This is a genomic window from Micromonospora sp. NPDC005205 (assembly GCF_040608275.1).
Classification (GTDB): domain Bacteria; phylum Actinomycetota; class Actinomycetes; order Mycobacteriales; family Micromonosporaceae; genus Micromonospora.
Genome location: NZ_JBEXHV010000002.1, coordinates 77,159 through 100,697, shown reverse-complemented (window position 1 = coordinate 100,697; position 23,539 = coordinate 77,159). Strand labels below are relative to the sequence as shown.

Here is a 23,539-nt window from a genome sequence, read left to right as displayed (position 1 = left end):
GGCCGGGGAGGGGCTGGCGGGGCCGCCCGGGCATGGCGGGGGAGAGGGGTTGGCACTAGCCTCGGCTCACACTCATGACGGCGGGAGGCGGTTTCGGTGGGCAGCGCAGGGGTGCCGGTGGTCGTCGGGCTGGACAACGGCGGCACCAGCAACAACGCCACAGTGCTGACGGCGGACGGCCGTTTCCTGGTGGACGGGCTGTTGGAGATCCCCAGCGAGGTGCGGGCCGGGCCGGAGGCGGCGATCGAGGCGTTGGCCCAGGCGTTGGACGGCGCCCTGGCGCAGACCGGCGTGCCGCGTGACCTGGTCCAGGCGGTCGGGCTGGACACTCCCGGCCCGGCCAGCGCCGACGGCGTCATCTCGTCGCGGGGCTCCACCAACTTCTCTCAGCCGGCCTGGCGAGGCTTCGACGTGCGAGGGGCGCTGGAGCGACGGCTCGGGCTGCCGGTGATCTATCACAACGACGGCAACGCGGCAGCGCTCTACGCCCACCACGTCTACTTCGGCGCCGACGCGATGAGCCGCTCGTCGGTGTCCGCGATCGTCGGTACCGGCCTGGGTGGCGGTGTGGTCGAGAGCGGTCGGGTGATCGCCGGTGCGGCCGGGATGGCGGGGGAGCTGGGCCACGTGCACATCCCGCTGAGCGGGTTGCTCGGTCCGGGTCAGCCGGAGCCCACCTGCGCCTGCGGTTTCACCGGAGATGTCGAGAGCATCGCCTCGCTGACCGGCATCGAACGCAACCTGCTGCCGTACTGGCTGACCCGGTACCCCGACCACCCGCTCGCCGCCGAGCCGGTGGCCCGGGCGGCAAAGCTGGTCCGGGGGTACGGCGAGCGCGAGGATGCCCTCGCGCGGGACCTCTTCACCCAGCAGGCGATGGCGCTGGGGCGGCTGTTCACCGTCGCCGCGAACTTCAGCGACCCGCACGCGTACTTCGTCGGCGGCGGAGTGGTGGAGGCGGCACCGGAGTTCCGCGACTGGTTCCTGGCGACGGTCCGCGAGCACACGGTGCTCCGCGAGGAGCAGGCGGCGGTGGCCACCTTCGCCCTGGTGCCGGATCGGGACATGGCCGGTGCCCGAGGCGTCGCGATCGCCGCGCTGGAGGCGCTACGCGCCGCTCCGGAGCCCCGCCCGCTGGTTGCCTGAGCCGGCGCGAGCGTTGTTCCTGGGCCCCGCCCGCTGGTTGCCTGAGCCGGCGCGGGCCTCGGCCCGCACCGGCTCGGCACCTCTGGTCAGCGCTGCGGTGCCGCCTGGACGATGGCGGCCCAGGCGGCACCTCTGGTCAGCGCTGCGGTGGCGCCTGAGCGAAGGCGGCCCAGGCCGCCGTGGGGAACAGCAGGGCCGGGCCGGCCGGGTCCTTGGAGTCGCGCACGGCAATGAGCCGCGGGATCGCGGCCACCTCCACGCAGGCGCCTTCGTCGCCACTGCGGCTGCTCTTGCGCCAGCGCGCCGCGGCCAAGGCCGCTGTGATCATCGGGGTCATCGGTCCTACCGTCCCTTCAGGACTGACAGGAGCATCTCGCGGCTGTCCGCCGGGCTGAGCGCCACGCTTCGGAGATGCTCCATGATCTTGGTGCAGGTACGCGTCTCGCCGGCGCGGTCGAGGATCATCTGACCCGCGACGGTCTCCACCGACGCGATGATCGGGTCCTCCGGGTCGGCGAACTCGAGAATGTGCAGGGAACCCCGGGTGCCCCGGTGGTAGCCGGCGGAGAGCGGGATCACCTGGACGCTGATGTTCGGCAACTCGGCCATCTTGACCAGGTGCCGTAATTGCCCGTTCATCACCGACTGGTCACCGACCGGCCGTAGCAGCGCGCCCTCGTCGATGATCGCGTCGAGGATGGGCGGCTGGTCGGCGGTGAGCCGCTGTTGTCGGTCGAGCCGAATCTTGACCCGCTGCTCCACCAGGTCGTCGCCGAGGGTGTGCGGCCCGCCGCGCATGACGCCACGGATGTAGTCAGCGGTCTGCAACAGGCCGGGCACCACCGAGGGTTCGAAGTTGGCGATGGCGGTCGCCTCGGCCTCCAGTGCGATGAAGTCGATGGTGCGCGGATCCAGCAGGTAGGAGTACGACACCCACCAGCCGGGCTTGCGGGCGTCCTTGGCGAGCTGCACCGCCGCAGCCACCTCCTCGGCACTCACCCCGTACGACGTGAGCAGGGCGCGCACGGTGGCGGGGCTGATCAGGGTCTGGGCGTTCTCGTAGCGGGAGAGGGTGCTGCGGGTGCTGTTGATCTCATCCGCCGCAGTCTCCAGCGTCAGCCCGGCGGCTTCCCGGTGGTGGCGCAGGGCGATGCCGAGCCGGCGGGCGCGGGCGGTCTTGGGGGCCATACATCGATGGTCGCATACATTTGCGGGAACGTCTGCATGAGAGAACGTCTATGGGAGTTGCATTCACGCCTGTACACGTGTCAATCTGTTATGGCGTCCTCACCGCCGGTTGTCGTGGCGACGGTGGTGGTGAGCGACCGGAGGGGATGGGGCGCGCGGCGATCGGGTTTCTCCCCCGTACCCGATCGTCGCGTGCCGCCCCTCCACCCCCGGCCCGCCGGAAGGAGACGACGTGCGAACCCGCCCGGAGCCCCCCGCCGTACCCTCGGGCGGAGTGCGATGACCCGCTTCCTCGTGGTGCTCACCGACGTGCGTCCCGTCGAGGGCGTCAACCGCAACGAGCGGGTCGCGCCGGAACGGCGCCGGCAGGTCGTCGGGGCCAGCAGCCGGGAGGCCGCCGACCGCATCGCCGGAGCGTTCATGGCGCTGGGGATGGTGCGGGCCGGCCGGCAGCGGGTGAAGGTGATCGCGGTCGGCCGTCGGCACTCCCGGGACTGAACAGCCCCAGGTCGGCGGTCCGTGACACTGCCACCGTCCGATTACGCACCGTATATCCTCTCCTGACTGTTTGCCGTGTCGTCCCGTGGCTCGCCGGGTATCGCCTCGCCTCGCGGCCACGCACAGTAAGGTCAACCGGGTGAGCGCCACCGGCGAGCACGACCAGCCGCAGTCGCGTACGAAGAGGTGACCGGAGTGACCACCCCAGGCAAGACCCGCGTGGCGATCGTCTTCGGCGGACGCAGCCCGGAGCACGGCATCTCCTGCGTCAGCGCCGGCAGCGTGTTCGGCGCACTCGACCCGGACGAGTTCGAGGTGGTGCCGGTGGGCATCACCCGGGCCGGCCAGTGGGTGCTGACCAACGGAGACCCCGCCCAGCTCGCGATCAACGCCCGTCAGCTGCCGGAGATCACCGCCGACTCGGGTGACGACATCGTGCTGCGCGCCGACCCCACCGGTAACGGACTGATGGTGCTCGACCCGACCGAGGGCCCCCGGGCGCTGGCCGACGTGGACGTGGTCTTCCCGGTGCTGCACGGCACCTACGGCGAGGACGGCACGATCCAGGGAATGCTGGAGATGGCCGGCATCCCCTACGTCGGGGCGAACGTGTTCGCCTCCGCGGCCGCCATGGACAAGGAGTTCACCAAGAAGCTCTGTGCCGTCGAGGGCATCCCGGTCGGCACGTACGCCGTGCTGCGCAACGGCATGACGCTCAGCGAGCAGGACAAGGAGCGGCTCGGCCTGCCGGTCTTCGTCAAGCCGTCCCGGGCCGGTTCGTCGTTCGGCGTCAGCAAGGTCACCGACTGGGCCGAGCTTGATGCGGCGGTCGCCGCCGCCCGGCAGTTCGACCCCAAGGTCATCATCGAGGCCGCGATCGTCGGCCGCGAGATCGAGTGCGGTGTGCTGGAGGGCGAGGCCGGTGGCACGCCCGAGGCGTCAGTGCTGGCCGAGGTGCGGGTCGTCGCCGACCACGACTTCTACGACTTCGAGGCGAAGTACCTCGACGACTCCTGCGAGTACGACATCCCGGCCAACCTGCCGGAGAAGGTGACCCGCCAGGTGCAGGAGTACGCGGTCCGCGCGTTCACCGCGCTGGACTGCGCCGGTCTCGCCCGGGCCGACTTCTTCGTCACTCCCGAGCTGGACGTCTACCTCAACGAGATCAACACGATGCCCGGCTTCACCCCGACGTCGATGTTCCCGCGGATGTGGGCGGCCTCCGGCCTGGAGTACCCGAAGCTGGTCAACCGGCTGATCCGTACCGCCCAGCGGCGCGGCGTCGGCCTGCACTGAGCCGTCCGAACCCCGCCCGCGCCGGCTGACCGGCGCGGGCGGAGTCGGTTCGGGTTCAGCGCTGGCAGCCGGACGGGATCGCGCCGCCGGAGGGCACGCTCGCCACGATCGTGCTGGAGATCGTCGGCAACCACTGCAACGGCTGCTCGTACGAGCGCGGAATGCGCACGGTGATCAGCGTCTCCCGGTCGACAGTGGAGAGGACCGCCGCGTCGGCCTGATCGGCCAGGTGCCAACAGACCCGGTTGACCGTCCAGACCTCGTCGGTGCTGGGAAAGGTCGGCTCGGTGCCGCCGCAGGCCACGGTCAGCGCGGGGTCGCCGTAAGCGGCGTTCTGCTCCGGGCCGGCGGTCACGGGCCGCTGGGCCAGGTCGCGGATGCTCGCCGGAAGCTGCGAGAGCAGGGCCCGGCAGACAGTGGCCGGGCGGGCGGCCAGCGCCGGGGCGGCCATCTCCACCGGGGTGGTGGACTGCACCCGGGCGGTGGTCGCGGAGGGCGTCGGCGCTGCGGCCGGCGCGTCCGGGCTGAGCTTGCTGAAGGCCAGCACGGCCACCAGCAGCGTGATCGGCAGCGCGATCAACGTGGCCAGCAGGGCCGCGCCACGCATGGTCCGATCACGGCCGGCCGGCGCGGCGGCGGCGGGATCGGTCGACTCGCGGTTACCGTCAGCCGGCTCGGACGTCCCGTCGGCCGCGTCGCGCGCACCGCCGTCGTCCAGAGCCGAGGAGGAGGTCGTCATCTCGTCCACTTACAGCCGCACCACCGAACACGTGAGGGTGCGGGTGATGCCGGGCACCATCTGCACCTTGCTGACGATGAGTTTGCCGAGCTCGTCGACGGTGTTCGCCTCGGTGAGGACGACCACGTCGTACGGCCCGGTGACGGCGTCGACGCGTACCACGCCGGGGATGTCCGCGATGAGACCCGCCACGTCACGTGCGCGGCCGACCTCGGTCTGGATGAGGATGTACGCCTGTACCACGACTCGACCTCCGTCCGTCGCCGCCCGGGAGCGGCCCGAAGGGTGAAACTACCTTACGGACCAGGTCTGATCCCTATCGGTGGTCAAGGAGCAGCGGTGAGCGAGCACGGCGGGGCCGGACAGCACGGGCGGAACGCCCGCGGTGGCGTCGGGGTGTCCGGGGTCGGAGAGTTCGGGCTGATCGGGAAGATCACCGCTCGGCTGTCGTACGGGCCGACGACCCTGCTCGGCCCGGGCGACGACGCGGCGGTGGTGGCCGCGCCGGACGGCCGGGTGGCGGCCTCCACCGACGTGCTGGTCGACGGGCGGCACTTCCGGCGGGACTGGTCTTCGGCCCGTGACGTCGGGCACCGGGCGGCAGCCGCCAACCTGGCGGACATCGCGGCGATGGGTGCCACGCCGACCGCCCTGCTGGTCGCTCTCTGCATGCCGGCGGACCTGGACACCGCCTGGGCGGAGGAGTTGGCCGACGGGCTCTCCGCGGAGGCGGCGACGGTCGGCGCGAGCGTCGTCGGCGGGGACATGTCGGCCAGTCCCACGCTGACCGTCGCGGTCACCGCGCTGGGCGACCTGGCGGGCCGTCCGCCCGTGCTGCGCTCGGGCGCCCGACCGGGGGACGTGCTCGCTCTGGCCGGGCGCACCGGGTACGCGGCAGCCGGGCTGACAGTGCTGACCCGGGGCTTCCGTACGCCCCGGCTGTTGGTCGAGGCGTACCGGCGGCCGGAGGTGCCCTACCAGGCCGGCCCGCAAGCCGCCCAGCTCGGCGCCACCTCCATGATCGACGTGTCGGACGGACTCCTCGCCGACCTCGGGCACGTCTCGGCGGCCAGCGGGGTGGCGATCGACGTACGCCGCGACGGGTTCGAGGTGCCCCGGCAGATGGCCGACGCGGCGCAGGCACTCGGCGTCGACCCGTACACCTGGATCCTCGCCGGTGGCGACGACCACGCGCTGGCCGCGACCTTCCCCCCGGCGGTGGTCCTGCCGTCGGGCTGGCGGCCGATCGGCCTGGTCACCGACGGTGCCGGCGTGACGGTGGACGGCATCGCCTACGACGGCCCGGCCGGCTGGGACCACTTCCGGTGAGGCCCGCGCGCCGCCGTACCCTGGATACCGTGAGTGAGATCGAGATCCGGGCGGTGCGGTTCGACGCACCGGTGGCACAGCACCTGATCCACGCCGCACTGGCCGACCTCGGTGCCCGCTACGGCGGCACCGGCGACGACACCCCGGTGGACGCGGCCGAGTTCGAGCCGCCTGACGGCGCGTTCCTGGTGGCCTACCTGGCCGGCGAGCCGGTCGGCTGCGGTGGCTGGCGCAGCCACGGCGCGGACACCGCGGAGCTGAAGCGGATGTACACGGCCCCGGCGGCACGAGGGCGGGGGGTGGCCCGCGCGGTGCTGGCGGCCGTCGAGCGCTCCGCCCGCGAGCACTGTCGCAAGCGGGTGGTCCTGGAGTGCGGCGACAAGCAGCCCGAGGCGATCGCCATGTACGGCTCCGCCGGGTACGAACGGATCCCGAACTTCGGCTTCTACAAGGACGCGGAGGGCTGCGTCTCCTTCGGCCGTACCCTCTGACCTGCTCGCCGGGCCCGGACTGGCCGGTCTGCCGGGCCCCCGGCGGGGCGGTCTGCCGGGCCTCGGCGGGGCGGTGTGCGGCGTCGTCCGCCCGGGAACACGGGCGTCGTCCGCCCGGGAACACGACAGAGCCGGCGGACCCTCGGGGTCCGCCGGCTGAGCCGAACGAAAGGTGGGTGCTACCGCGTCAGGCGCGGGTGACCTTGCCGGCCTTGATGCACGAGGTGCAGACCTTCAACTTCTTGGTGTTGCCGCCACCGGCCGGGGTACGCACCGACTGGATGTTCGGGTTCCAGCGGCGGTTGGTCCGCCGGTGCGAGTGGGACACGTTGTGGCCGAAGCCCGGTCCCTTGCCACAGACGTCGCACACGCTAGCCACGGGATACTCCTGGGATTGATACGTTCATGAGGTCGCCGGCAGGTGCTGCCCGGGCAACCTGGTCAGGTTACCCGATGACTCGCCGACCCGGCCAACCGGCCCGGTCCGGCGCTCGCCCGTGCCCCGGCTCACGCCTGGTCGTGGGCCCGTCCGCCCTACGGTGGGCCGGCCCGGCGGCAAGGGTACCGGAGGCGCTCGTCCCCGCTGCGGCCAGCGCCGCACGGGCCCCGCGAGAGCCTGCGGCCCGCGCCGCCCGGGGCCACCGAGAGCTTGCGGCCCGCGCCGCCCGGGGCCACCGAGAGCCTGCGGCCCGCGCCGCCCGGGCCTGGCGAGGACACGCCGGACGAGTCCGACGGGTGTCGGTGCGCGCCAGTAGGCTTCTGCCCGTGCTGGACACCCTCGACGCCGCCGCGGTCCGCCGCTGGTGCGCGAGCGGGCTGGCCGCACTGAAGCGTCACCAGGGCGAGATCGACCAGCTCAACGTCTATCCGGTGCCCGACGGCGACACCGGCACCAACCTGGTGCTCACTCTCACCTCGGCGCAGCAGGCCCTCGCCATGGATCTGGACACTCTCCCGCACAGCGGGCCGACAGCGCACGGGCACGCGCTGCGGCTGATGGCCCAGGGCGCGCTGCTCGGCGCGCGGGGCAACTCCGGGGTGATCCTCTCGCAGATCCTGCGTGGTCTCGCCGACCAGGTCGCCGGCGTGCCGGCGGTGCGTGGCCGGGAGTTCGCCGCCGCGCTGCGCTCCGGCACCACCGCCGCGTACACGGCGGTCTCCCGGCCGGTCGAGGGCACCCTGCTCACCGTGATCTCGGCCGCCGCCGCCGCAGCCGAAGGCGCGGACAGCGACGACCTGCCGGCGGTGGCCGGCGTCGCGGCCCGGGCGGCGGCCGAGGCGCTCGCCCGCACCCCGGAGCAGTTGCCGGCGTTGGCCCGCGCGGGTGTGGTCGACGCCGGTGGCCGGGGGCTCTGCGTGCTGCTCGACGCCCTGGTCGAGGTGCTGACCGGGGAGAGCGCCGCCCGGCCCGCACCGGCACCGCGCTCCGCCCGCCCGGCGGCCGCCGTCGCCCGCGAGACCGGTTCGGACGAGTACGCGTACGAGGTGCAGTTCCTGCTCGACGCCCGCGCCGAGGCGGTCGACGGGTTGCGGCGGGCCCTCGACGCCCTGGGAGACTCGCTGGTCGTCGTCGGCGACGGGCGTGAGCCGGAAGGCACCTGGAACGTGCACGTGCACGTCAACGACGTGGGCGCGGCGGTGGAGGCGGGTGTCGCCGCCGGCCGCCCGTACCGCATCTCGGTCACCCGTTTCGCCGACCAGCCGGAGTCGCCCTCCGGCCCGGTGGTGGCCGGCCGGGCCGCGGTGGTGGTGGCCACCGGTGGCGGCATCGCCGACCTGTTCGCCGCGGAGGGCGCGACCGTCGTGCCGGGCAACCCGTCCACCGGTGAGTTGCTGGACGCCGTCCGCGGCACCGGCGCGGCCCGGGTGGTGGTGCTGCCCAACGACGCCAACACCGAGGCGGTGGCGAGCGCCGCCGCCCGCGAGGCCCATCGGTACGGCATCAAGGTGAGCGTGGTGCCGACCCGCTCGCCGGTGCAGGCACTGGCGGCGCTCGCGGTCCGCGACGGCGACCGCCGTTTCGAGGACGACGTCATCGCGATGGCCGAGGCGGCTGGCGCCTGCCGGTACGCCGAGGTCTGCCATGCCAGCCGGGAGGCGCTGACCGTGGCCGGCCCGTGCCGTCCCGGTGACGTGCTGGCGCTGGTGGAGGGGGAGGTGCACCTGATCGGCACCGACCTCACCGACACCTGCGCGGCGGTGGTCGACCGGATGCTCGGTGGTGGCGGCGAGATGGTCACCCTGCTGGCCGGGGTGGACGCTCCGGCCGGGCTCACCGACGCCGTCCGCGCGCACGTCGCGCGACGCTGGCCGTTCGTCGAGGTGCACGCGTACCCGGGCGGCCAGCCGTTTTATCCGCTCCTGGTAGGGATCGAATGAGCGAACCAGCCACCGTGGACACTCCGCTGAAGAAGCTGGTCGGGGACAAGACAGCAAAGGCGCTGGCCTCGCACCTCGACCTGCACACCGCGGGTGACCTGGTCTACCACTTCCCGCGTCGCTACGACGAGCGCGGTGAACACACCGACATCCGCTCACTGGACGTCGGTGAGCAGGTCACCGTCATGGCCCAGGTGCAGCGCACCACAGTGCGCCCGATGCGTCAGCGGCGGGGCAACCTGCTGGAGGTGACCGTCGGCGACGGCTCCGGCGGGGTGCTGACGTTGACCTTCTTCGGCAACCAGGCGTGGCGGGAGCGCGAGCTGCGCCCGGGCCGGTGGGGTCTGTTCGCCGGCAAGGTCACCGAGTTTCGCAGCAAACGGCAGCTCAACGGCCCGGAGTACGTCCTGCTCGGTGAGGGTGGCGACGGCGAGGCGGCGCTCAGCGACGACATCGAGGAGTTCGCCGGGGCGCTGATCCCGGTCTACCCGGCCGCCGCGGCCGTACCGACCTGGGTGATCGCGCGCTGCGTACGCGTCGTGCTGGACACGTTCACCCCGCCGGACGATCCACTGCCGGGCGCCGTGCGGGCCAGCCGCAAGCTGGTCGGTCTGGGCGTCGCGCTGACCGAGATCCACCGGCCGTCCAGCAAGGAGGCGTTGCACCAGGCGCGGCGGCGCCTCAAGTGGGACGAGGCTTTCGCCGTCCAGGTGACCCTGGTGCAGCGCAAGCACCGGGCTGCCGACTGGCCGGCCCGGCCCCGCCCGGCGCGCCCGGACGGGCTGTTGGAGGCCTTCGACGCCCGACTCCCGTACGAGCTGACGGCCGGTCAGCGGGAGGTCGGTGTGGAGATCGCTGCTGACCTGGCCACTCCGCACCCCATGCACCGCCTGTTGCAGGGCGAGGTGGGCTCGGGCAAGACGGTGGTGGCGCTACGGGCGATGCTCCAGGTGGTCGACGCGGGTGGGCAGGCCGCGCTGCTGGCACCCACCGAAGTGCTGGCCGCCCAGCACCACCGCGGCATGCTCGACCTGCTCGGGCCGCTCGGGCGGGCCGGTGAGCTGGGCTCCGCCGAGCACGCCACCCGGGTCGAGATGGTCACCGGCTCGCTCGGCGCGGCGGCCCGCCGCCGCGCGCTCGGCCAGGTCGCCAGCGGTGCCGCCGGCATCGTGCTCGGCACCCACGCCCTGCTCTACGAGGGGGTCGACTTCGCCGACCTCGGCCTGGTGGTGGTCGACGAGCAGCACCGCTTCGGCGTGGAGCAACGCGACGCCCTGCGCGCCAAGGCCGACCAGCCGCCGCACGTGCTGGTGATGACGGCCACCCCGATCCCGCGCACTGTGGCGATGACCGTCTACGGCGACCTTGAGGTGTCCACGCTCTCCCAGCTGCCCCGTGGGCGGTCGCCGATCGCCTCGCACGTGGTGCCGGCCGCCGAGAAGCCCGCCTACCTGGATCGGGCCTGGCGTCGGCTGCGCGAGGAGGTGGCCGCCGGCCACCAGGCGTACGTGGTGTGCCCGCGAATCGGTGATGGGCCGACCAGCGACGAGGAGCCCCCAGCCGAGGACGACAATGGCCGTCGGCCGCCGCTGGCGGTGACCGAGGTGGCCCCGCTGCTGGCCGAGGGCCCGCTGCGGGGCCTGCGGATCGGGGTGCTGCACGGTCGCCTGCCGGCCGACGAGAAGGACGCGGTGATGCGCTCCTTCGCGGCCGGTGACCTGGACGTGCTGGTGGCGACGACAGTGATCGAGGTCGGCGTGGACGTGCCGAACGCGACAGTGATGATCGTGCTGGACGCCGACCGGTTCGGTGTCTCCCAACTGCACCAGTTGCGGGGCCGGGTCGGCCGGGGTGCCGCCGCCGGGCTGTGCCTGCTGGTCAGCGAGGCGGCCGAGGGTTCGTCGGCGCGGGAACGGTTGGACGCGGTGGCGTCCACGAGCGACGGTTTCAAGCTCGCCGAACTGGATCTGGAGCAACGCCGTGAGGGCGACGTGCTGGGTGCCACCCAGTCCGGGCACCGCTCGCACCTGCGGTTGCTGTCCCTGCGGCGCGACGCCGACCTGATTCGCGACGCCCGCGCCGAGGCGATCACCCTGATCGAGGACGACCCGGAGCTGGCTCGCAGCCCGGCACTGGCCGCGTCGGTGGCCGCACTGGTGGACGAGGACCGCGCGGAGTACCTGGAGAAGGGCTGAGCACGCAGGCCATCACATGGCTGAGGGCGCGCCGACCGGGTGGTCGACGCGCCCTCAGGTGTCAGAGCGGGTTGGTTCAGGCGGTGAAGCGAACCCGACGACGACGGGCCACCACGAACAGGGCGGCACCGGCGGCCAGCAGCACCACGGCGCCGGCGATGATGCCGCCGGTGGCGGCACCGGTCAGCGGCAGAGCGGGCTCGTCCTTGCCGCCGCCCTGACCCGGGGCGCAGTCGGCCGGCTTCTCCCAGGCGATCGGGCTGGTGTCGTCGAGACCCTCGGCGGTCGGGGTCACGGTCAGACCCTCCTGGGCCGGGAAGGTGACGGTGCCGCTCTTGCCCGGCTCGACGGTCAGCGTCTGGGCCTTGCCCTTGTTCGGGGTGAAGGTGATGGTGATCGTCTTACCGTCGGCCGGGTTGGCGATGTCGAAGATCAGCTCGGTGCAGGTCGACTTGTAGCTGCCGGCCGGCTCGCCGGGCTCGACGCAGTTCTCAGCGGCGGCGGGCGTGCCCTCGAAGAGCGGCTTGTCCACGCCGTCGGCGACCACCTTGATGGCGGTGGCGTTCTTGGCCGGCACCTTGACCGACTCGTTCTTGCCGACCTTCACGGTGACGGTCTTGGTGAAGCCGTCGGCACCGGTGATGGTGAACTTCGCCGGGGCGGTGGCGTCCTCGGCGTTCTGAAGCTTGACGACGACGTCGCCGTCACAGTCCGCTGCCACGTTGGCGGTCGGCTTCGGGGTCGCCGGCACCGGCGGCTGCTCCGCGGCGCAGGTGCCGCTGAACTCGATCGACTTCGAGCGCAGCTGGTCGTCCTCGAACTCGTTGTCCCACATGGCCCGCACCGACAGGGTGGCCTTGGTGGTCTTCGCGTCCAGGCGCTGGGTGGCCTTCACGGCCTGGCTGACAGCGAGCGGGTACGTGTCGCCCTCGGTCACCGCGATGCCGTCGATGGCGGCGTCGCTGGCGGTCTCGCCGACGTACGTCTTCGCCGAGACCTCGCTGAACTTGTAGTTGTCCACGCCGCCCGGGGCGTAGCTGTTCACCGTCCAGTTGACGACCCACTCGCCGGTGGCGGTGTCACAGTCGGCCTTGACCTGGATCTCGCTGTGGTGGGCGCTGGCGGGTGCGGCGAACGTCACGACGCCGGCGAGGCCGATCAGCGCGCCCGCGGCGATGGCCGCGGCGCGCCGGAACGGAGACTTGGGAGGGTTCACGCCTGCTCCTGGTGAGGGGGGTACGGATCGCGTGGCGGAAGGCCGGGAGGCATCGTGACCGGGGAGTCACTGCTCACCGGGGCGTCGCGCGACGCGGTGGTGTTCCCGCGGCGAAAGCGGGGACAGGGGGAGACTGTACTGATGGGTGGTTAATGAGGGGAGTTCAGATCATTGCCATCCGGCAATGTAGTTGATTCGTGATCTTTGATATACCGAAGGTGTTGATTTGGTCACTGGGGACGGTCCGCCCCGCCCGGGCTCCACGGTGGACGCCGTGCCGTCGGGGCTGCTCAGGTGCTCCCCGTCGTCGCCGGCCGGCCCCTTCTCCGGATCCGCGCCGTGCTGACCGGGTCCGCGCCGCATCGCGTAGCGTCGCGGGCATGAGCAGGAGGAAGCGGTGACCCGGATCGTGGCCGGGACGCTCGGTGGCCGGCGGATCGCCGCGCCGCCCGGCGCCGGCACCCGACCCACCTCGGACCGGGTCCGGGAGGCGCTGTTCAGTGCGGTCCAGGCCGCTGTCGATCTCGACGGTGCCCGCTTCGCGGACCTGTACGCCGGCTCCGGCGCGGTCGGGCTGGAGGCGCTCTCCCGAGGTGCCCGGCACGTGTTGCTGGTCGAGTCCGACCCGCGGGCGGCCCGGGTGATCCGGGAGAACGTGGCGGCCCTCCGTGCGGGTCCGGCGGCCCGTCTGGTCACCGGCAAGGTGGCGACGGTGCTGGCCGCCGGGCCGGACGACGGGCCGTACGACGTGGTCTTCGCCGATCCGCCGTACGCAGTGCCGGACGAGGAGATCACCGCGCTGTTGGCCGCGCTGGTCGACGGCGGCTGGCTGGCGCCCGACGCGTTGGTGGTGGTGGAGCGGTCCCGCCGCACCAGGGAGTTCGACTGGGTGGAGGGGATCACCGCCGAGCGCAGTCGCCGTTACGGCGAGACCACCCTTTGGTACGGTCGCCGATCATGAGACGTGCGGTGTGCCCCGGTTCGTTCGATCCGGTCACCAACGGACACCTCGACATCATCGGGCGGGCCAGTCGGCTCTTCGACGAGGTGATCGTCGGTGTGCTGGTGAATCAGTCGAAGAGTGGCCTGTTCACCGTCGAGGAGCGCATCGAGATGCTCCGCGAGGTGACCTCGTCGTACGGCAACGTGCGGGTCGAGTCGTTCCGAGGGCTGCTGGTGGACTTCTGCCGGGCGCAGCAGGCCAGTGTGCTGATCAAGGGCCTGCGGGCGGTCAGCGACTTCGACTACGAGTTGCAGATGGCCCAGATGAACATCGGTCTGGCCGGCGTCGAGACGCTTTTCATGCCGACCAACCCGCTCTACTCGTTCCTCTCGTCGAGCCTGGTGAAGGACGTGGCCAAGTGGGGTGGCGACATCTCCGCCCACGTCCCCGACCCGGTCCGCGAAGCCCTCCAGGCCCGCCTGGGCCCCCGCCCCTGAACGGGCTCTGGCCCCATTCCACCTCCGCGATCTTGCACTTACGGTGCCCGCATCGCCTGTTTCGGCATGGTTCGACGTGACCGAAAGTGCAAGATCGGCGCGGTGGGAGCTGCGGGTGACTATGTCGCGACTCGCCGGGTTGGGGTGAGTGGGGCGGCGGCGGGGCCGGCACGACATGATTGGTGGCGCGGGGAACGGCCGTAGCCCGCATCATGGAGGTCGGCCGACGAACGACAGGAGTGAGGTAGCCGGTGGACCCGCTCGATCGCATCGAAGAACTGATCGCCATCCTGGAGCAGGCCCGCTCCGTCCCGATGTCGCGCAACAACTGCATGGTCGACCGGGGTGAGATGATCGCTGCCCTCGATGAGATGCGTGCCGATCTCCCCGCCGACCTGCGTCGCGCCGCCGCGCTCCTGGAGGAGCGGGACAAGATCATGGACGCCGGCAAGCGCGAGGCGGACCGGATCATCAGCGAGGGTGAGGCAGAACACGCCCGCCTGGTCTCGGTGAACGAGATCACCGTGTCGGCCGAGCACGAGGGCGCCCGGATCATCGGCGAGGCCCGCGCCGAGGCGCAACGCCTGCGTGAGGAGGTCGACGACTACGTCGACACCGCGCTGGCCAACTTCGAGCAGTTCCTCACCCGGGCGCTGGCCTCGATAGAGCGCGGCCGGGACAAGATGCACGCGCTGCGGGAGATCGGCACCTTCGCTGGGGATGAGGCGGAACGCCCGCTACCCTTCTGAGCGGCACCTCACCAGCCGACTTCTCAGGCGGGCGTCGCCCCCGGTTCGACGGTCGGGCGGTCGTCCAGGTAACCTTTTTTGTCGGCCTCTCACCGGCCGGAGTCTAACTATGCCCAAGCACTCGCCATCGACACTCAACCCCAAGGCGCCGCTGGTCCTCGACACGAGGGACCTGCCGCGTCGCCCTGGCGCGTTGCGTGAGGTCCAGCGGGTCGTGCCGGCACCGGCGGACCTCGGTGTGGAGTTGATCGGCGTGCCGGCGGGCGCGGACCTCGACCTCGATCTGAGGTTGCAGTCGGTGTCCGAGGGCGTGCTCGTCTCCGGGACCATCACCGGTCCCGTCCGGGGCGAGTGCGGCCGTTGCCTGCGCGAGATCAACGACTCGATGGGCGTGACGATCCAGGAGCTGTACGCGTACGAGGACAGCACCACGGACGCCACGACCGACGAGGACGAGGTGGGCCGGATGCAGGGCGATCTGATCGACCTGGAGCCGGCGCTGCGGGACGCGTTGGTGCTCACGCTGCCGACCAACCCGCTCTGCCGGGAGGACTGCCCAGGACTGTGCCCTGAATGCGGGGCGCACTGGGACGATCTGCCGGCCGACCACAGTCACCAGCAGATCGACCCGCGTTGGGCGGGCCTGTCGCAACTGACCGTTACAGAGGAGTAAGAACCGTGGCCGTCCCGAAGCGCAAGATGTCGCGCAGCAACACCCGGTCCCGCCGGGCGAACTGGAAGGCGACAGTGGTCGCGACCGTCGCGTGCCCGCAGTGCAAGTCCCCGAAGCTGCCGCACGCCGCCTGCTCCGTCTGCGGCACCTACAACGGCCGCCAGGTTCTCGAGGTCTGACCTGGACGCCGAGTGACGCCCCCGACCCCAGGTCGGGCGGCGCGCGCATCCTGGCATTCGCCCGGTGCCCCGGCTCCCTCCGACGCCGGCCGGCCCAGTCCGGCCGGCGTTCCGGTGGAGCCGGGCGCCGCGCGGATCGCCGTTGACCTCCTCGGCGGGGACGACGCTCCCGCCGTCGTGGTTGACGGCGCTCTGCGGGCCATGCGCGCCGACCCCGACCTGCATCTGCTTCTCGTCGGTCCGACCGAGGTCGCCGACGAGCTGATTGCTGCCCTCGATCCCGCGCAACGCGCCCGGATCACGGTGCGGCCCGTTCGCGATGTCGTCGGCATGGCCGACCATCCCAGCGCCGCCCGCGCCGAGAGCACCGTCCGGGCCGCGGTCACCGCCGTCCGGGACGGGACCGCCGACGCCCTGGTCTCCGCCGGCGCCACCGGCGCCACCGTCACCGCGGCCGTACTCGGCCTCGGCCGTTCGCCGGAGATCCGCCAGCCCGCGCTGGCCGCCACCCTGCCCGCCGTGGCGGGGCCGGTCGTGTTGCTCGACGTCGGCGGCTCCCTGGAACCCCGCCCGGCCACCCTCGCCCGCCACGCCGTGCTCGGCGCCGCCTACGCGGCGGTGGCCCACTCGATCGCCGCGCCCCGGGTCGGACTGCTCTCGGTCGGCACCGAGGCCGGCAAGGGCGACCGGGTCCGCCGCGCCACCGACCCCCTGCTCGCCGTCGAACCGCTGCCCGGCGGGGCGCGCTACGTCGGGCTGGTCGAGGGGTACGACGTGGCCCTCGGCGCGCGCGCCGATGTGGTCGTCACCGACGGCTTCACCGGTAACGTGCTGCTCAAGGCCATCGAGGGCGCGTACGCGATGGCCGGCGGCCCACCTGCCCAGGGCGGCGCGCCCCGCGCGGCGGCCCTGCTGGGCGTCGCGGGGACGGTGGTCGTCTGTCACGGGTCCGCCCGCGCCGACGACGTCGCCTCCGGCATAGCTCTCGCCGCCCACCTGTGGCGGCGGCGCGCCACCGATCTGGTCACCGCGTTGCTCGACCGCGACGCCGCGACCGGTCGCACCGACCGCTCCACCGACACCGAGGTACGCACATGAGCAACGACAAGCGGCGGCGGGCGTCCGTCGGTCACCTGGAAGCCGCCTTCGGAGTGAGCCTGGAACCCGAGCTGCTCCAGCGCGCGTTGACCCACCGGTCGTACGCGTACGAGAACGGCGGGCTGCCGACCAACGAGCGGCTGGAGTTCCTCGGCGACTCGGTGCTCGGCGTGGTGATCACCACGGCGCTGTTCCACAACCACCCGGACCTCCCCGAGGGACAGCTGGCCAAGCTGCGGGCCAGCGTGGTCAACATGCGGGCGCTCGCCGACGTGGCCCGCGGTCTGGGCCCGGACGGGCTCGGCGCGTACCTGCTGCTCGGCAAGGGTGAGGAGACGACCGGTGGCCGGGACAAGGCGAGCATCCTCGCCGACACGCTGGAGGCGCTGCTCGGCGCGATCTACCTCCAGTACGGCCTGGACACCACGGGGATCGTCATCCACCGGCTCTTCGACCCGCTGATGGCCGAGTCGGCCGGTCGTGGGGCCGCACTGGACTGGAAGACCAGTCTCCAGGAGCTGACGGCGGCGCTCGGTCTCGGCGTACCGGAGTACCGGATCGAAGGCACCGGCCCGGACCACCTCAAGACGTTCACCGCCTGGGTGGTGGTTGCCGGCAACCGGTACGGCGGCGCGGAGGGGCGCAGCAAGAAGGAGGCCGAGCAGCGGGCCGCCGAGGCCGCCTGGCGGACGCTCGCCGAGCAGAACGGTCAGAACGGCGACGGCGGCCAGGGTGGTCAGAACGGCGACGGCGGCCAGAACGGCGACGGCGGTCAGGGTGGTCGGGTCGGCGACGATCGTCAGGACCAGCCGGTCGACCGGGACGACTCGGCCGACCGCGGCCAGCCGTTCGGGCCGCTGGAGAGCGCCGAGCGGGCGGCGCAGGCCGAGCAGGCCGACCACCTGGCTCAGGCGCTGCCGGCCGGGGGCGCCGACGGCCACGAGACGGGTCGCCCGCGTGCCTGAGCTGCCCGAGGTGGAGACCGTCCGGCAGGGGGTGGCCCAGTGGGTCGTCGGCCGCCGGATCGCCTCGGTCGAGGTTCGTCATCCGCGTGCGGTCCGCCGGCACGCTCCCGGCGACGTGCACTTCGCCGACGTGCTCGCCGGCCGGACGGTGCTGGACGCCCGCCGTCGCGGCAAGTACCTGTGGCTGCCGCTGGACAGCGGTGACGCGATCGTCGGGCACCTCGGCATGTCGGGTCAGCTGCTGCTCCAGCCACCCGGGACGACGGACGAGACCCACCTTCGGGTCCGGTTCCGGTTCAGCGACGACGGCCCGGAGCTGCGCTTCGTCGACCAGCGCACGTTCGGCGGCCTTTCGGTGAGCGAGGGCGGCGCCGAGTTGCCCGACGAGATCGCGCACATCGCCCGCGACCCGATGGACCCGGAGTTCTCCGACGAGGCGTTCGTCGCGGCGCTGCGTCGCCGGCACACCGAGGTGAAGCGCGCGCTGCTCGACCAGACCCTGATCTCCGGGGTGGGCAACATCTACGCCGACGAGGCGCTCTGGCGCGCCAAGCTGCACGGCGGACGACCCACCGACGCGTTGACCGGCCCGGCCGCGCAGCGTCTGCTCGGCCACGTCCGCGACGTGCTGGCCGAGGCGATCAGCGAGGGCGGCACCAGCTTCGACGCCCTCTACGTGAACGTCAACGGCGAGAGTGGCTACTTCGACCGGGCGCTCAACGCCTACGGCCGCGAGGGCGAGCCGTGCCGTCGGTGTGGCGCGCCGATCCGCCGCGAGGCGTTCATGAACCGGTCCTCGTACAGTTGCCCGCACTGTCAGCCACGGCCCCGGGGTTCCCTTCGGGGATGACCCGGAGCCGGCTCGGGGCGATGCCGGCGGGTCGCGGCCTGTCGCTCGGGGCAGGCCCCCGGTGTACGTCCGAATCGCGGGCCGATGTCCGGCGAACGCACCCCCGCGCCCGGTCCGCTGGTTCCAGGGTGGATCCGGGTCGATCCCCGATGTGACCGCCTCGTCACGCACCTAGCGTCAGCACCGTTGACAGGGGGTTGACGTGACGGGGGGACCTGAGATGGGCAGAAGACCGGTGACGGTGCGACTGGCGCGGTGGAGCGCCGAGCACCCGTGGCGGGCGATCGCACTGTGGGCCGTGTTCGTGGCGGTGTGCTTCGTCGGCGGCAACGCCGCCGGACTCAACGAGGCCACCAGCGGTGACCAGGCGATCGGCGAGGCAGGGCGGGCCGGCCTGATCGTCGACGCCGCCAACTTCGACGACCCGGCAGTGGACAACGTCCTCATCACCTCCCGGGGTGGCGCGTTGGATCCGGCGGCGGCGAAGTCGGCGGCCGACGACGCGGCGGCCCGGCTGCGTACGGTCACCGGGGTTGCCGGGGTGGGCCAGCCGGTCACCGCGCGGGACGGCTCGGCGCTGCTGCTGCCGATCACCATGTCGGGTGACCCGGAGACGGCCTCGGAGCGGGTGCAGCCGTTGCGGGACGCCACCGCCTCCGTGCAGGCCGCGCACCCCGGGCTTCGCGTCGAGCATGTCGGCGGACCGTCGATCGGTCAGGCCCTCGACGACACCCTGGGCAAGGACTTCAAGCGCGCCGAGCTACTCAGCCTGCCGGTCACCCTGGCGATCCTGATCATCGCGTTCGGCGCGCTGATCGCGGCGAGCGTGCCGGTGCTGCTGGCCCTCTCCTCGGTCGCCGCCGCGATGGGTCTGTCCACTCTCGCCTCGCACCTGGTGCCGGCCACCGACACCACGGCACCGGTGATCCTGCTGATCGGCATGGCGGTCGGCGTCGACTACTCATTGTTCTACATCCGTCGGGAGCGGGAGGAACGCGCCAAGGGCCGGTCCGGTCTGGACGCGGTGGAGATCGCCGCGGAGACCTCCGGGCACGCCGTCGTGGTCTCCGGCTTCGCGGTGATCATCTCGATGGCCGGGCTGCTGCTCGCCGGCGACGTCGTCTTCTCGTCCCTCGCCATCGGCTCGATCCTCGTGGTGGCCGTCGCGGTGACCGGTTCACTGACCGTCCTGCCCGCCCTGCTGGCCCGACTCGGCCGTTGGGTGGATCGGCCCCGGGTGCCGCTGCTCTGGCGACTGACCGCGCCGCGTACCGGCCGGCACGGCGAGCCCCGCGCGCCCCGGCTGTGGCCGGCGGTGCTCCGGCCCGCGCTGCGCGCGCCGGTGGCGACGCTCATCATCTCGGTCGGGCTGCTCCTCGCGCTGGCCGCGCCGGCGCTCGGCATGAAGCTGAAGTTCCCCGGCATGGAGGACCTGCCCCGCACGACTCCGGCGATGCAGGCGTACGACCGGCTCACCACCGCCTTCCCGAGCGCCGGCACCAATCACGTGGTGGCTGTCCGGGCGCCCGCCGACCAGGCCGATCAGGTACGCGCCGCCCTCACCGGCCTGTCCACCCGGGCGGCCGCCGATCCGCTGTTCGCCCCGGCCGAGGCGGACGGCCCAAAGATCGAGGTGTCGGCTGACCGGCGGGTCTCGGTGCTGGACGTCCCCACCCCGTACGCCAGTCGGGACGACCGGTCGGTGCAGTCGTTGGAGAAGCTGCGCGGGGACCTGGTCCCGGCCGAACTGCGGGGCATCCCCGGCATCGAGTACGCGGTGGGCGGGAGCGTCGCCGACAGCGAGGACTACGCCCAGCACGTCCGGGACAAGTTGCCGCTGGTCATGGGCTTCGTGCTGGTACTGACCTTCCTGGTCATGACGTTCACCTTCCGGTCGGTGGTGATCGCGGCAAGCTCGATCGCGCTGAACCTGCTGTCCGCCGGTGCCGCGTACGGACTGCTGGTGCTGATCTTCCAGGGCGAGTGGGCGCAGGGGCTGCTCGGCTTCACCTCGATGGGCGCGATCGTGTCCTGGCTGCCGCTGTTCCTGTTCGTGGTGCTCTTCGGCCTCTCGATGGACTACCACGTCTTCGTGGTCAGTCGGATCCGCGAGGGCGTGCGGTCCGGCCTGCCCAACCGCGACGCCGTGTCGTACGGGATCACGTCGTCGGCCGGGGTGGTGACCAGCGCGGCGATCGTGATGGTCGGGGTCTTCTCGATCTTCGCCACGCTGAGCACGATCGATATGAAGCAGCTCGGCATCGGTCTGGCGGCGGCCATCCTGCTGGACGCCACCATCATCCGGGGAGTGGTGCTGCCGGCGTTGATGACCATGCTCGGCGACGCCAACTGGTGGGCCCCGCGATTCCTGCGCCCCCGCCCGGCACCCGCCCCCACCGACCCGCCGTCCTCCGCCCCGAAGCTGGTCCCAGTGCCCTAACCACCCGCCCCGCCGCGCCCCTGCCCCGCGCCCCTGCCCCGCGCCCCTGCCCCGCGCCCGCGCCGCCCCGCCCTCCAGCCCGTCGATCTTGCAGTTACTGTCGCGGTGAAGCGGGGCAAACCCGGCAACCCGGCAACCGAAAGTGCAAGATCGCGGGGGCGGGGGCGGGGGCGGGGGTGGGCGGGCTGGGGCGCGGGCGTGGGGTTAGGGGAGGGGGCAGGGTTCGCGGGATGCGTCGAGGGTGCGGTCCTTTCGGATGGACGCGAAGCCGTAGCCGACGGTGGTGACACAGAAGTCGTCGGTCGAGCCGGTGTACTCGACGTGGAAGACCGGCTTGCCGGCGTCGCTGAACGGCAGCAGTTTGGCGCACTGGGCCAGCCGGACACACTCCTCGTTGACAGCGAAGTCGAAGTCCGGGGCCAGCGCGGCGAGCTGTGGCACGTCGTTGACCAGCCCCGGGGAGAGGCTCAGCGAGCGGGCCAGCTCGGCCAGCCGGCGGTTGAACAGCAGTTGGTCGTCGAAGTCGAGCGCGAAGCCGGAGCGCGCCGCGTACCCGTCGGCGTCGAAGAGCGCCACCGCGCCGAAGCCCTTGCCCCGGCAGAGCCGGAACCGGTCGGTCAGCACCGGCCGGAGCGCGTCCCAACTCCGGACGTCCAGCCACCGGCTGTCGGGTCGACGCCCGGCCGCGCCCCGGACGACCTCGGGAAACCGGCTGGCGTCCGGGTCGTCGGAGCGGACCGATCCCACGTTCACCTGGCAGATCAGCCGGCGGTCGCGGGAGCGCAGGTCGGCGGTCTGCGCGGCGGTGGTGGCCACTGGGTCGAGGAGGAAGACGTGGGCGTCCACCGCCGGGTCGAGCGGGCCGCTGAGCTGCCACTGCCACTGCCAGTGCCGGGCCTGAGCGGCCGGCCACGCGGTGGGCGCCCCGGGCGGGGTCAGCGCGGGCCGGCACCCGTACGCCGGCACCACCAGCACCAGCGCGACGCTGGCGGACAGGACACGGCGCACTGGGCGTACGGCGACGCGTCGCCGCGGCCGGATCCGCATCGGCAGCTCCCGGGTCCCGGGCGGCCGGTCGCCGCCCGCACCGGTACGCGGCCCCCACGCTCCGGCCCGACGTACCTCACCGGGTCAACGAGCGCGGGGGCGGGAACGACGCGCGGTCAGCGCGGCGCCGCGAAGACCTGCGTCCAGTACGGTCCGTTGCTGTTGGCGATGCCGACGCCGATCTCGGTGAACGCGCAGTTCAGGATGTTGGCCTTGTGACCGGAGCTGTTCATCCACGCGTCCATCACCGCGGCCGGGGTCTGCTGGTTCCAGGCCACGTTTTCGCCGTACGTGCGCCAGGTGTAGCCGACCCGGTCCAGCCGGGTGCCGGCGTTGCTGCCGTCGCTGCCGGTGTGCGACATGTTCTTGTTGTCGGCCTGGTCCTGGCTGTGCCGCTGGGCGGCCGTCATCAGCTTGGTGTTGATGCTCAGCGCCTTGCAGCCGGCCTTGGCCCGCTCGGCGTTGACCAGGTCCACCACCTCGCGGGCCTGGGCGCTGACGGTGCCGCTGGAGCCGTTGGAACCGGTGGAGCCGCCGGTGTTGCTCGGCGCGGTGCTGCGCTGGACGCTACGGCGCGACGCGGCGGTGCTCCGCGACGACGCCGGTGTGGGCTTGACGACCTTGGTTGGCGACGGGCTCGGAGAAGCCGGGCTGGGGATGGTCGACGGAGAGGGTGCGGCGAGGGTGTCCAGCGCCGGCTCTTCGGTGGGCGCGGCCGACGTGGCGAAGGAGTCGTCGACGGCCGTCGGCTGGGCGGCCCCGTCGTCACCGCCGGGCAGGGTGAGCGCGCCGACGCCGAAGCTCACCACGAGGGTGGCGGCCGCGGCGGCCCCTCCGATCATCAGTGGCCGGCGCCAGCGGCGTGGGGAGCGGTGCCGTCCCTCGCCGGGCCGGCTGGTCTCGGCGGCGCCGTGCCAGCCGTCGGTGGTCTCCGGGTCGGTGTCGGTGTGCCAGCCGCCGGGCACCTCGGCGCGTCGTCCGCCGGTGGTGTCCTGGGCCGGGCGGCTGTCGCCCCAACCGTGAATCTCGCCGTCCGGCTGGTGGCCCCCCCACGCGGCGGTGCGGGCGTCGGCCTCCTCGGCGGGGATCGCCGGGTCCGGTTGCCGGCCGTCGGTGGGCTGCTCCCGGTGCCACTCGTCGCCCGGCTGGCCGGGTTCGTCGCCAAAGAGATAGGCCGAGCGGGGCTCCGGGCGGTCGTGCAGCCAGGCCGGCTCGTCGGTCGGCCCTCCGGCGCGCCGGGGGGCGCCGTTGGGGTCCATCGGATCGGTCCAGCCGTACACGCCTATGCCTCCACGGGTCGGTTGCGGGCCGGGCTGACGCTACGGCGCGCCTACGAGCTGCGGCAACGTGGCTAAGAAAGAGTTAAGGGGAAGTGGGACACGAGGGTGCTGACTTCCGCGGATCCGGGCGTACAGTAAAGGCGTCCGGACAGAGAGTGTCCGTGCCTTGCGGCAGCCCCCCGGCAAGTGGACAGGTCGACGTGGAGATGATCTACGGCCTGCGAGAACTTGACGAAGGAGGGGTTTGCGGCTCAATATATAGGTGTCGCCAGTCGCGCCCGGTCATGCCCAGATACAGCCTGGAATGACAGCCGCGTACAAATGGGCGCGCGTTTGGCCGG

General features: G+C 72.5%; 23 protein-coding genes and 1 pseudogene. 16 read left to right on the top strand and 8 right to left on the bottom strand.

Translation table 11 applies throughout. From position 1 onward, the window contains the following. The first annotated feature begins 96 nt into the window (after positions 1-96). The gene (locus tag ABZU43_RS05110; RefSeq protein ID WP_355005275.1) at positions 97-1,146 is read left to right on the top strand and encodes an ROK family protein; all 1,050 of its coding nucleotides are present in this window, start codon (positions 97-99) and stop codon (positions 1,144-1,146) included. 136 nt (positions 1,147-1,282) lie between these two features. On the opposite strand, the gene ABZU43_RS05105 is transcribed toward ABZU43_RS05110, so the two are convergent. Continuing rightward, positions 1,283-1,483: a DUF397 domain-containing protein gene (locus ABZU43_RS05105; RefSeq protein WP_355005274.1), complete on the bottom strand. Its 201-nt coding sequence runs from the start codon at positions 1,481-1,483 to the stop codon at positions 1,283-1,285. Positions 1,484-1,488: 5 nt separating this feature from the next. Further along, positions 1,489-2,334, bottom strand: a complete 846-nt coding sequence (locus tag ABZU43_RS05100; protein ID WP_091393087.1) for a helix-turn-helix transcriptional regulator — start codon at positions 2,332-2,334, stop codon at positions 1,489-1,491. A gap of 279 nt (positions 2,335-2,613) precedes the next feature. Between ABZU43_RS05100 and ABZU43_RS05095 the strand changes: the two genes are divergently transcribed. Both ABZU43_RS05095 and ABZU43_RS05090 read left to right on the top strand, forming a co-directional pair. Continuing rightward, entirely contained in the window at positions 2,614-2,832 is a 219-nt protein-coding gene (locus ABZU43_RS05095; protein ID WP_030335309.1) for a hypothetical protein, read from the top strand. A gap of 195 nt (positions 2,833-3,027) precedes the next feature. After that, the gene (locus ABZU43_RS05090; protein WP_091393084.1) at positions 3,028-4,128 is read left to right on the top strand and encodes a D-alanine--D-alanine ligase family protein; all 1,101 of its coding nucleotides are present in this window, start codon (positions 3,028-3,030) and stop codon (positions 4,126-4,128) included. 55 nt (positions 4,129-4,183) lie between these two features. On the opposite strand, the gene ABZU43_RS05085 is transcribed toward ABZU43_RS05090, so the two are convergent. Continuing rightward, on the bottom strand, positions 4,184-4,867 hold the full coding sequence (locus ABZU43_RS05085) for a DUF3515 family protein (protein ID WP_355005273.1): 684 nt from the start codon (positions 4,865-4,867) through the stop codon (positions 4,184-4,186). 9 nt (positions 4,868-4,876) lie between these two features. Then, positions 4,877-5,110 (bottom strand): Lrp/AsnC ligand binding domain-containing protein, encoded by a 234-nt coding sequence (locus ABZU43_RS05080; protein ID WP_030487446.1) that lies wholly within the window; start codon positions 5,108-5,110, stop codon positions 4,877-4,879. 96 nt (positions 5,111-5,206) lie between these two features. Between ABZU43_RS05080 and ABZU43_RS05075 the strand changes: the two genes are divergently transcribed. Then, the gene (locus tag ABZU43_RS05075; RefSeq protein WP_355005272.1) at positions 5,207-6,196 is read left to right on the top strand and encodes a thiamine-phosphate kinase; all 990 of its coding nucleotides are present in this window, start codon (positions 5,207-5,209) and stop codon (positions 6,194-6,196) included. A 29-nt stretch (positions 6,197-6,225) separates the two neighbouring features. Then, a complete protein-coding gene (locus tag ABZU43_RS05070; protein ID WP_196921498.1) occupies positions 6,226-6,687 on the top strand; it encodes a GNAT family N-acetyltransferase in 462 nt (153 codons plus the stop codon). Between the two features lie 187 nt (positions 6,688-6,874). On the opposite strand, the gene rpmB is transcribed toward ABZU43_RS05070, so the two are convergent. Then, positions 6,875-7,066: a 50S ribosomal protein L28 gene (rpmB, locus tag ABZU43_RS05065; protein WP_011905179.1), complete on the bottom strand. Its 192-nt coding sequence runs from the start codon at positions 7,064-7,066 to the stop codon at positions 6,875-6,877. 386 nt (positions 7,067-7,452) lie between these two features. Between rpmB and ABZU43_RS05060 the strand changes: the two genes are divergently transcribed. Both ABZU43_RS05060 and recG read left to right on the top strand, forming a co-directional pair. After that, positions 7,453-9,066, top strand: coding sequence for a DAK2 domain-containing protein (locus ABZU43_RS05060; protein ID WP_355005271.1), 1,614 nt, complete (start codon positions 7,453-7,455; stop codon positions 9,064-9,066). Further along, positions 9,063-11,261: an ATP-dependent DNA helicase RecG gene (recG, locus tag ABZU43_RS05055; protein WP_355005270.1), complete on the top strand. Its 2,199-nt coding sequence runs from the start codon at positions 9,063-9,065 to the stop codon at positions 11,259-11,261. Before ABZU43_RS05060 ends, recG begins: the two co-directional genes overlap by 4 nt. Before the next feature lie 76 nt (positions 11,262-11,337). Here recG and ABZU43_RS05050 read toward each other — a convergent pair whose 3' ends face one another. Further along, positions 11,338-12,477, bottom strand: a complete 1,140-nt coding sequence (locus ABZU43_RS05050; RefSeq protein WP_355005269.1) for an LPXTG cell wall anchor domain-containing protein — start codon at positions 12,475-12,477, stop codon at positions 11,338-11,340. Positions 12,478-12,874: 397 nt separating this feature from the next. On the opposite strand from ABZU43_RS05050, the gene rsmD reads away from it, so the two are divergent. From rsmD to ABZU43_RS05005, 9 genes and pseudogenes are all read left to right on the top strand, one after another. Then, complete coding sequence (gene rsmD / locus ABZU43_RS05045) at positions 12,875-13,438, top strand: 16S rRNA (guanine(966)-N(2))-methyltransferase RsmD (RefSeq protein ID WP_355005268.1); 564 nt, start codon at positions 12,875-12,877, stop codon at positions 13,436-13,438. Then, the gene (gene coaD, locus ABZU43_RS05040) at positions 13,435-13,917 is read left to right on the top strand and encodes a pantetheine-phosphate adenylyltransferase (protein ID WP_091393067.1); all 483 of its coding nucleotides are present in this window, start codon (positions 13,435-13,437) and stop codon (positions 13,915-13,917) included. Before rsmD ends, coaD begins: the two co-directional genes overlap by 4 nt. A gap of 251 nt (positions 13,918-14,168) precedes the next feature. Next, entirely contained in the window at positions 14,169-14,666 is a 498-nt protein-coding gene (locus tag ABZU43_RS05035) for a hypothetical protein (RefSeq protein WP_355005267.1), read from the top strand. Positions 14,667-14,775: 109 nt separating this feature from the next. Continuing rightward, positions 14,776-15,339 (top strand): YceD family protein, encoded by a 564-nt coding sequence (locus ABZU43_RS05030; RefSeq protein WP_355005266.1) that lies wholly within the window; start codon positions 14,776-14,778, stop codon positions 15,337-15,339. A 5-nt stretch (positions 15,340-15,344) separates the two neighbouring features. Then, positions 15,345-15,518, top strand: coding sequence for a 50S ribosomal protein L32 (gene rpmF, locus ABZU43_RS05025; RefSeq protein ID WP_030335284.1), 174 nt, complete (start codon positions 15,345-15,347; stop codon positions 15,516-15,518). Positions 15,519-15,632: 114 nt separating this feature from the next. Further along, entirely contained in the window at positions 15,633-16,616 is a 984-nt protein-coding gene (locus ABZU43_RS05020; RefSeq protein WP_355005265.1) for a phosphate acyltransferase PlsX, read from the top strand. After that, positions 16,613-17,320, top strand: a pseudogene (gene rnc, locus ABZU43_RS05015) (ribonuclease III); the annotation flags it as partial. The gene ABZU43_RS05020 and the pseudogene rnc, both read left to right, overlap by 4 nt. 253 nt (positions 17,321-17,573) lie before the next feature. After that, positions 17,574-18,431 carry a bifunctional DNA-formamidopyrimidine glycosylase/DNA-(apurinic or apyrimidinic site) lyase gene (gene mutM, locus ABZU43_RS05010; protein ID WP_112582008.1) on the top strand — a complete coding sequence of 286 codons (858 nt, stop codon included), beginning with the start codon at positions 17,574-17,576 and terminating at the stop codon, positions 18,429-18,431. 220 nt (positions 18,432-18,651) lie between these two features. Continuing rightward, positions 18,652-20,871 carry an MMPL family transporter gene (locus tag ABZU43_RS05005; RefSeq protein WP_355005264.1) on the top strand — a complete coding sequence of 740 codons (2,220 nt, stop codon included), beginning with the start codon at positions 18,652-18,654 and terminating at the stop codon, positions 20,869-20,871. 204 nt (positions 20,872-21,075) lie between these two features. On the opposite strand, the gene ABZU43_RS05000 is transcribed toward ABZU43_RS05005, so the two are convergent. Continuing rightward, the gene (locus ABZU43_RS05000) at positions 21,076-21,918 is read right to left on the bottom strand and encodes an endo alpha-1,4 polygalactosaminidase (RefSeq protein WP_355005263.1); all 843 of its coding nucleotides are present in this window, start codon (positions 21,916-21,918) and stop codon (positions 21,076-21,078) included. A gap of 116 nt (positions 21,919-22,034) precedes the next feature. After that, positions 22,035-23,198, bottom strand: coding sequence for a CAP domain-containing protein (locus ABZU43_RS04995; RefSeq protein WP_355005262.1), 1,164 nt, complete (start codon positions 23,196-23,198; stop codon positions 22,035-22,037). Positions 23,199-23,539 lie beyond the last annotated feature (341 nt).

What these genes read in the sequence shown, in the direction of transcription:
- ABZU43_RS05105 (WP_355005274.1), bottom strand. Translation starts at nt 1,483, where the DNA reads ATGACCCCGATGATCACAGCGGCCTTGGCCGCGGCGCGCTGGCGCAAG.
- ABZU43_RS05100 (WP_091393087.1), bottom strand. Translation starts at nt 2,334, where the DNA reads ATGGCCCCCAAGACCGCCCGCGCCCGCCGGCTCGGCATCGCCCTGCGC.
- ABZU43_RS05095 (WP_030335309.1), top strand. Translation starts at nt 2,614, where the DNA reads ATGACCCGCTTCCTCGTGGTGCTCACCGACGTGCGTCCCGTCGAGGGC.
- ABZU43_RS05085 (WP_355005273.1), bottom strand. Translation starts at nt 4,867, where the DNA reads ATGACGACCTCCTCCTCGGCTCTGGACGACGGCGGTGCGCGCGACGCG.
- recG (WP_355005270.1), top strand. Translation starts at nt 9,063, where the DNA reads ATGAGCGAACCAGCCACCGTGGACACTCCGCTGAAGAAGCTGGTCGGG.
- coaD (WP_091393067.1), top strand. Translation starts at nt 13,435, where the DNA reads ATGAGACGTGCGGTGTGCCCCGGTTCGTTCGATCCGGTCACCAACGGA.
- ABZU43_RS05030 (WP_355005266.1), top strand. Translation starts at nt 14,776, where the DNA reads ATGCCCAAGCACTCGCCATCGACACTCAACCCCAAGGCGCCGCTGGTC.
- ABZU43_RS05005 (WP_355005264.1), top strand. Translation starts at nt 18,652, where the DNA reads ATGGGCAGAAGACCGGTGACGGTGCGACTGGCGCGGTGGAGCGCCGAG.
- ABZU43_RS05000 (WP_355005263.1), bottom strand. Translation starts at nt 21,918, where the DNA reads ATGCGGATCCGGCCGCGGCGACGCGTCGCCGTACGCCCAGTGCGCCGT.